The 6,671-nt window shown below is 44.7% G+C and carries 11 protein-coding genes; 3 read left to right on the forward strand and 8 right to left on the reverse strand.

Annotated elements, in window-relative coordinates; genetic code table 11:
• Window positions 1-44 precede the first annotated feature (44 nt).
• The 8 genes from yabA to SFC25_RS17425 all read right to left on the reverse strand — a co-directional run bounded on the left by yabA (window position 45) and on the right by SFC25_RS17425 (window position 5,381).
• Complete coding sequence (gene yabA / locus SFC25_RS17390; protein WP_411216470.1) at window positions 45-395, reverse strand: DNA replication initiation control protein YabA; 351 nt, start codon at window positions 393-395, stop codon at window positions 45-47.
• A gap of 15 nt (window positions 396-410) precedes the next feature.
• Window positions 411-1,235: a PSP1 domain-containing protein gene (locus SFC25_RS17395; protein ID WP_095224685.1), complete on the reverse strand. Its 825-nt coding sequence runs from the start codon at window positions 1,233-1,235 to the stop codon at window positions 411-413.
• Between the two features lie 8 nt (window positions 1,236-1,243).
• The gene (gene holB, locus SFC25_RS17400) at window positions 1,244-2,230 is read right to left on the reverse strand and encodes a DNA polymerase III subunit delta' (protein WP_411216471.1); all 987 of its coding nucleotides are present in this window, start codon (window positions 2,228-2,230) and stop codon (window positions 1,244-1,246) included.
• 24 nt (window positions 2,231-2,254) lie between these two features.
• A complete protein-coding gene (locus SFC25_RS17405; RefSeq protein ID WP_038562501.1) occupies window positions 2,255-2,692 on the reverse strand; it encodes a YaaR family protein in 438 nt (145 codons plus the stop codon).
• 18 nt (window positions 2,693-2,710) lie between these two features.
• Window positions 2,711-3,040 carry a cyclic-di-AMP receptor gene (locus SFC25_RS17410; RefSeq protein WP_038562504.1) on the reverse strand — a complete coding sequence of 110 codons (330 nt, stop codon included), beginning with the start codon at window positions 3,038-3,040 and terminating at the stop codon, window positions 2,711-2,713.
• Between the two features lie 27 nt (window positions 3,041-3,067).
• A complete protein-coding gene (tmk, locus tag SFC25_RS17415; RefSeq protein WP_411216472.1) occupies window positions 3,068-3,706 on the reverse strand; it encodes a dTMP kinase in 639 nt (212 codons plus the stop codon).
• Window positions 3,703-5,130 (reverse strand): aminotransferase class I/II-fold pyridoxal phosphate-dependent enzyme, encoded by a 1,428-nt coding sequence (locus SFC25_RS17420; RefSeq protein ID WP_411216473.1) that lies wholly within the window; start codon window positions 5,128-5,130, stop codon window positions 3,703-3,705. Before SFC25_RS17420 ends, tmk begins: the two co-directional genes overlap by 4 nt.
• A 71-nt stretch (window positions 5,131-5,201) precedes the next feature.
• Window positions 5,202-5,381 carry a sigma factor G inhibitor Gin gene (locus SFC25_RS17425; RefSeq protein ID WP_411216474.1) on the reverse strand — a complete coding sequence of 60 codons (180 nt, stop codon included), beginning with the start codon at window positions 5,379-5,381 and terminating at the stop codon, window positions 5,202-5,204.
• 313 nt (window positions 5,382-5,694) lie between these two features.
• Here SFC25_RS17425 and SFC25_RS17430 point away from each other — a divergent pair, with 313 nt between their 5' ends.
• The 3 genes from SFC25_RS17430 to SFC25_RS17440 are packed head-to-tail and all read left to right on the forward strand — an operon-like array spanning window position 5,695 to window position 6,649.
• Window positions 5,695-6,258, forward strand: a complete 564-nt coding sequence (locus SFC25_RS17430) for a sigma-70 family RNA polymerase sigma factor (RefSeq protein WP_411216475.1) — start codon at window positions 5,695-5,697, stop codon at window positions 6,256-6,258.
• Entirely contained in the window at window positions 6,255-6,407 is a 153-nt protein-coding gene (locus SFC25_RS17435; protein ID WP_084160723.1) for a YvrJ family protein, read from the forward strand. Before SFC25_RS17430 ends, SFC25_RS17435 begins: the two co-directional genes overlap by 4 nt.
• 2 nt (window positions 6,408-6,409) lie before the next feature.
• On the forward strand, window positions 6,410-6,649 hold the full coding sequence (locus SFC25_RS17440; RefSeq protein ID WP_411216476.1) for a helix-turn-helix domain-containing protein: 240 nt from the start codon (window positions 6,410-6,412) through the stop codon (window positions 6,647-6,649).
• Window positions 6,650-6,671: the final 22 nt, after the last annotated feature.

Genomic DNA, 6,671 nt, shown 5'->3' on the forward strand with positions numbered 1-6,671 from the left:
ACAAAAAAGGGCCTTCCCTACTAAGTGTAAGAAAGGCCGCCACATCATTTATTCTTATTCAAGAACGTCAAACAGAACAAGCAATCTTCATTACGTCTCGGACTGCCGAAATGCACATTACAGATATGGAACCCTTCTTCATATAGTCGTGCCAGGTTATCATACCCTTCACCAATCTGTGCATCCTTTGACGGTGCGGCTTTACTGCCAGCTTTCTGTTCCTGACCAGCTTGACCATCCAGACGATTGCGCAGGTGATGGTTTTCTACCGTCAGACGGTTATTCTCTTCCAATAGCTCCGCTACATGACCCTTTACATCGCCCAGCTGCTTGTACAGCTGCCCGATTTGCTCTTCCATCTGTGTGACATGCTCCAGTATTTCCTTCTTGTTCACCGTCTCTCCACCCCATTATTCCATGGCTTGCGTTGAGATAACTCCTTCTTCGATCAGTTCATCTAAGGTATACTCGATAACCCGTTCCTTTTCCGGCACTTCAATCTGAATCAACCGTTCCAAAATGTTCAAGCCGACTACCTTACCCGATCCGTAGGAAGTCCGAATCGCTTCACCCAAATCCGGAAGCTCACGTTTCGCCTCTTCATACTCATCATTTTCATACTTCAGACAGCACATCAGCCGTCCGCATAAACCGGAAATCTTCGCTGGATTCAACGATAGATTCTGATCCTTTGCCATCTTGATTGACACCGGCTCGAAATCTCCCAGGAAAGTGGAGCAGCATAGCATTCTGCCGCACGGACCAATACCGCCAAGCAGCTTCGCTTCATCCCGTACTCCAATCTGTCTGAGCTCGATTCTAGTCTTGAAGACTGCAGCCAGATCCTTCACGAGGTTCCGGAAATCAACCCGGCCGTCTGCTGTGAAGTAAAAGATGACTTTATTTCGGTCGAAAGTATATTCGACTTCGACCAGGTTCATGTCGAGCTTATGCTCCCGAATCTTCTTCTCACAAACCTTATGTGCCTGCGCAGCGTTCTCTGTATTTTCCGCCACGGTAAATTTATCTTTGTCTGTTGCGATACGAATAACCTTTTTCAGAGGAAGGACGACATCCTCTTCATCCACTTGCTTATCTGCAAGCACAACTCGTCCGAATTCTACGCCGCGAACAGTCTCTACAATAACATAATCGTCCAAAGCAACCGAAAGTTTGCCTGGATCGAAGTAATAGATTTTACCCGCCTTTTTAAAACGGACACCAATGACTTGCATCTACCCATTCACCTCTGCATCTGAAGTGTTAATTTTTCCATAACAAGTGCAGGATGGACATTCTGGTCTAATTGGCGTTTCGCTTCCATAACGGACTGCAAGCTGTCAGTAGCCCGCTGCCTCGTCCAATGGCGAAGGCTGTTTTCAAGCCTGTCTTTCTCCTGTATATAGATAATGGAATCCGGCCTGTCAGCATAAAGATAGATAATGTCTTTAAACCACAATAATAGCAGATGTAACGCCAGCTGCTGCAGCTCGCGATCCTTCATCACAGGCATCCATTGACTATGGATAAACAAAAGCGCTTCGTTAGGCCTGGTTTCCAGCACTTCTACTAATTGTACCACTAGTTTTCGCGCTTTAGCAAACCACTCTTGACCGGAAATCTCTATTGCTTCCTCATAATTCTGCGTCAGCTGGGACAAAAGTCGGGCTGTTGACTGCGGCAATCCTTCCGAAATCAGCAATTCCTCGAACTGTCCTTCATGCAAAGGCTGCAGTGCGAGTATCTGACATCTTGATTGAATTGTCTGAAGCAACGCCTGACTATTTTCCGTCAATAGGATCGCTGTTGTATGGGCACCTGGTTCCTCAAGAAACTTGAGCAGTCGATTGGATGCATTGGCTGTCATTTTATCTGCGTCTTCCATTACATATACCTTGCGATCAGATTCCATACCTGTATAGGAAAATTCTTTTTGAAGCTGGAGAATCTGATCGTTTTTTATCGAGGCCCCCTCCGGAACGATCCAGTGAAGATCCGGATGATTGCCAGAATCGATGCGGCGGCAATCCTTACATGCATTGCAAGGCTCTGCGACCCTGCGGTTTTTACAAAAGATACTCTTGGCGAACAAGCGGCTTAATGCTGATTTGCCAGTTCCACGCGATCCTTGGAATATGTAGGCATGAGAAATACGGTCGCGTTTCAGGCTGTTGACGAGCATCTTACTGACAACAGGCTGTTTTGTAGACATGTCAGCCCAATTTATCATAACGTTCTTCCTTTATCAGTTACTTCACGTGTACAGGTTGAATAGGAGCCCTTTGATCTCTCCGATCAGACCGAGGACACCGATTTGCTGCTTCTCCTGATCCATCAGGATTTCTGTCAGCTCCATCAGTTTCTCATCGATCAACCGCACTGTTGTGAGCTTCCGGGACCCATGCTGGTTCCAGGAATGCTCATGATGCAGCTCCATCCCGTTGTCCTTCACATCTTCCATGAACTTTTTAATCTTACGTTTATACAAAGCAAGCTCCCGGAACGAACGCGTACGCGCGAGCCGTTCCCCTTGCTTGGTAATGTCCGTGATCAGCTGCTGCAGCTCCTGTCCCTGCAGTTTCCTGCTTTGGGACTGCACCAGATCCTGGAACCTTTTCGGCTCAGCTGGTGCCTGTGTCGTATTCTTACGTGCAGCATCCAGCTGTGCACGTAAATCCGGACCGATTTTCAACAGTATTGTCTCCTTTGTTTAGAACTTTATAAAGGAATCGACAGGAAGTACGAAAACAGTAGCTCCGCCAACCTCTACTTTGACAGGGTTCGGGATATAAGAATCCGCGTTGCCTCCCATCGGGGATATCGGTGCCACCATCTGATTGCGCTGACTGCAATTGTCCTTGATGATATCAAGCACATCATCTACTTGATCATCCTCACAACCGACCATAAGTGTCGTATTCCCCGCTTTTAGGAAGCCTCCAGTCGTGGATAGCTTAGTCGTCTTGAAATTCTGATCCCCGAGTGCATCTGTCAATCTGTTGCTGTCTTTATCCTGAATAATTGCTAATACTAGTTTCATCTTATTTCCTCCTCCATGTCTTTTCCATCACTTTTCTTTGTCTTCTAAAAAAGCCATGATCGCTTGCACAGCATTTTCAGCTACATCAGCAAGCGGTTTGGAAGCATCAAGTGTCACATAGCGGTCCTTGTATTGTTCCCGAAGAATCTGATACCCTTCATAAACACTCTCATGGAAGGATAATGCCTCCAAGTCCAACCGATTCTGTTCTCTACCTTTATTCTCCGAAATTCGGGCTAATCCTGCTTCTGGGGAAATATCAAAGAATAATGTCAAATCCGGCATGGTAGATTCAACGGCAAATCGATTGATCTCCATCACTTCCTCCATCCCAAGACCGCGTGTATAGCCCTGATAAGCCAAACTGCTGTCCACAAAACGATCGCATAGTACAATCATTCCCTTTTTCAGCGCCGGCCACACCTTTTCCACCAGATGCTGTCTTCTGGCAGCTGCATAAAGCAGTGCCTCTGTACGTCCATCCATGCTCGTATTGGCTGGATCCAGAATTACTGCTCGAATTGCTTCCGCTATCTCGATCCCGCCCGGCTCACGAGTGGCAAGCACCTGATAGCCTTGTTCTTCTAAACGAGCTGTCAAAAGCGGCACTGCGGATGTCTTACCCGCACCTTCTCCGCCCTCCAGCGTAATAAACAATCCTGTCAAAATAATTCTCCTTCGTTTGTGCCTCTATACGTAAGCATTCCTTTTTCAATCTGTTCATTTTGAAAAGAGATGCTGTTATTCTTCCATAATTGTATCATTTCCACATGCTGTTTTGTAACGATTTCTCCTTTTGCCAGTACCGGTATACCCGGCGGATAAGGAATGATCGATTCTGCTGCGATACAGCCGACAGCTTCATCCCAATCTGTAAAAACAGGCCGTTGCTCTTCCATTTCTGCATAGCTTATGGCAAGCTCCTGTATCGGCTCAGAGAAAAGATGAGCTGCTCGGGCAGGATTGATAGAAGCTGGTGCATTCATATCTTTTAAAGCTGTCCTGATGCGATCTAAATCTTTATCTGTTAGTGCTTTCAATCCATGGACAAGTAAAATATGCCGATCCGTTACTAATTCCGGATAAATACCGGATGCCTCCAGCATATTGGCAAGCTGCCTCGGCTGATAGCCTGGCTTAACACGCAACACAATCTTCAGCCAGTCACCGTCTTGTCTTTCCACTTCCCAGAGGTCCGACGCAGAAAGTAGTTCCCGGAATGCATCGACTGCTGTATGAAGCCCATCCATATACTGTGCTGTACGAGTAGCCAAGTACTTTCTGGCTGTATCAAGTGAAGCAAGCAGCATATAGGATGGGCTGCTGGATTGCAGCATCCGCAAGTAACGATCAATAGAGGCAATGGAGATATACTCACTATTGAAATGAAGATAGGAACTCATCGTAAACGCAGGTGCCATTTTGTGAGCGGACTGGACAACAACATCTGCTCCAGCTTCTAATGCGCTTAGAGGAAGTGTCTCAGCAATCTTTAAATGCACTCCATGAGCTTCATCTACTAATACAGGTATTCTGCTTTTATGGGCCATTTTCACGGTTTCTTTCAAATCGAATACTGTTCCGAAATAGTCTGGATACGTCAAAATGAGTGCCTTTGCCTCCGGATACCTTGTAATCGCCATCTGTATTGTTTCTTGTGCAGGATGGGTATATCTCTCTTTCTCTTTATCATATACAGGTGCCAAAAAAACAGGCTTTACTCCAGCAAGCTCCAATCCATTTAATATCGACTTGTGGCAGTTGCGCTGCACTAAGACTATTTCATTTCTTTTCAGGCTTCCGAGAATCATCGCTATATTTCCAATTGTACTCCCACTGACTAAGAATCGTGTATGCTTTGCCCCGAAATAGGACGCAGCCAACTCCTGCGCCTCTGCTATGATTCCTTCAGGAGCATGCAAATCATCCAAACCTGTCAGCTCTGTCTGATCCAGCAATCCAGCAGTTTGAAAGAATGCTTCCTCATCAAATAGCATTCCATGTTTATGTCCTGGCACATGGAACGATATTGGATCTTGTTTAGCAAACTGTACCAACTTATCGTATAGCGGCGTATGTAACTGATTCATTTCATTCTTCCTTTGAGCTTTTTCACTTATTATACGCACACATACAAAAAGAAAAAAGCCTGGCACAGGCTTTAATGAAATGTCATTTGATTCAAGTTGCGAAGTTTCTTAACAAAATAATGGTATTGAACTTCCTTCGGTTCCGTTTGCACAATTTTCTGTTCACATTCCCTGCAGATAAATAAGCGATAAAGATGTATACCTTCTTGTTTCTCCTGGTCACAAATACCGCATAAACAGCTTTTGCTCATCCTTCTCCACCTCCGTTAGGTTAGTTTCTCCTAAACTAACGAACTTCATACCTGCCAATCTTGTAGTCTCAGTTTATGTTCAACTGGCAAAGATGTTGTTTGTACGGTTTGTACGTATTGACGTTGTCATATGAGGTACGGATTACCTTTTATAAAGTATAGGAGAAAGAGGAAACTTGCTAATGAAAACTGCAGCAGGCAGCATAAATGGACAAGCAGGTTGGGACTATCCGAAAAAGTCTTTTCAAAAAGGCTGATTTTTTTTACACTAAAATAGAACATATGTTCGTTTTTGGTTGAAAGGGGGAACATAATGATGTGCAGCGAGGAAAAACCCGAACCAGGAAAATTCCATCCAAATGCAGCCTTGATGCAAGGATTCCTGAAAGATGAACAGCACCGCATTGTTTACGAACAAGCAGAACGATATCCTTCCGAGGCAAATATACAAAAACTAAATTCTGCATTTCAGCGATTTTATACAGAAATACAACTAACCAATTACCTTACGATGACACTAAGTTATTATGCGAGAAATTACAGTAAACAAGCAGCAGTACATCAAGGCAGAGAATTAGCTGTTCTGGATCAGCCTGCAGGTGAAGAACAAGAAACGAGCAAAAAGGACATGCTTGTAGCCAGGGAAGATCAGACTGTATACAGCTGGGAACAGGCCATACACGACCCTGCCCTTTTAACAGCTATTCAGGACTTGCCTAATAAACAGAAGGAATATTTAGAACTCCATTTTATTCATCAGCTTACTCATACGGAAATTGCTGAGACACTGGATATCTCCCAGCAAGCAGTTTCAAAGTCAATCCAATCTGCACTTAGGAAACTCCGCTCAGTTTTACCGAAAGGAGACGCGCCATGACGACAGAAACCATTATTTCCATGATTGGCAACCTTGGCTTTCCTATTGTAGTCTCGTTTTATTTGCTTATACGGCTTGAGCAAAACATCAAGCGCCTGGAGCAAACCTTGCAGGCGCTCATCGAACAAATTCAAAAAGGAGGAAACTAACATTGAATACACTGCTTGAACTTACAATCAAAGCAAAGGCGGAAGATAAAGACGCACTGGAAGCTATGCTTATACGGTTTCAGCCAAAGATCCGAAAACTCAGCAGTTCCGCGCCATATGCATGGAAAGAAGACATGGAGCAAGAGTTGTATATCCAACTAATCAAAGCCATACATCGATTTGAAATCCAAGAGGTGGAACCTCAGTGGCAATTCTCCCATCAACTTCATTCCGTCATATAAAAAAATCCCTGATCTTTATCAG

It is taken from the genome of Terribacillus saccharophilus, from assembly GCF_046592595.1.
GTDB lineage: Bacteria > Bacillota > Bacilli > Bacillales > Amphibacillaceae > Terribacillus > Terribacillus saccharophilus_C.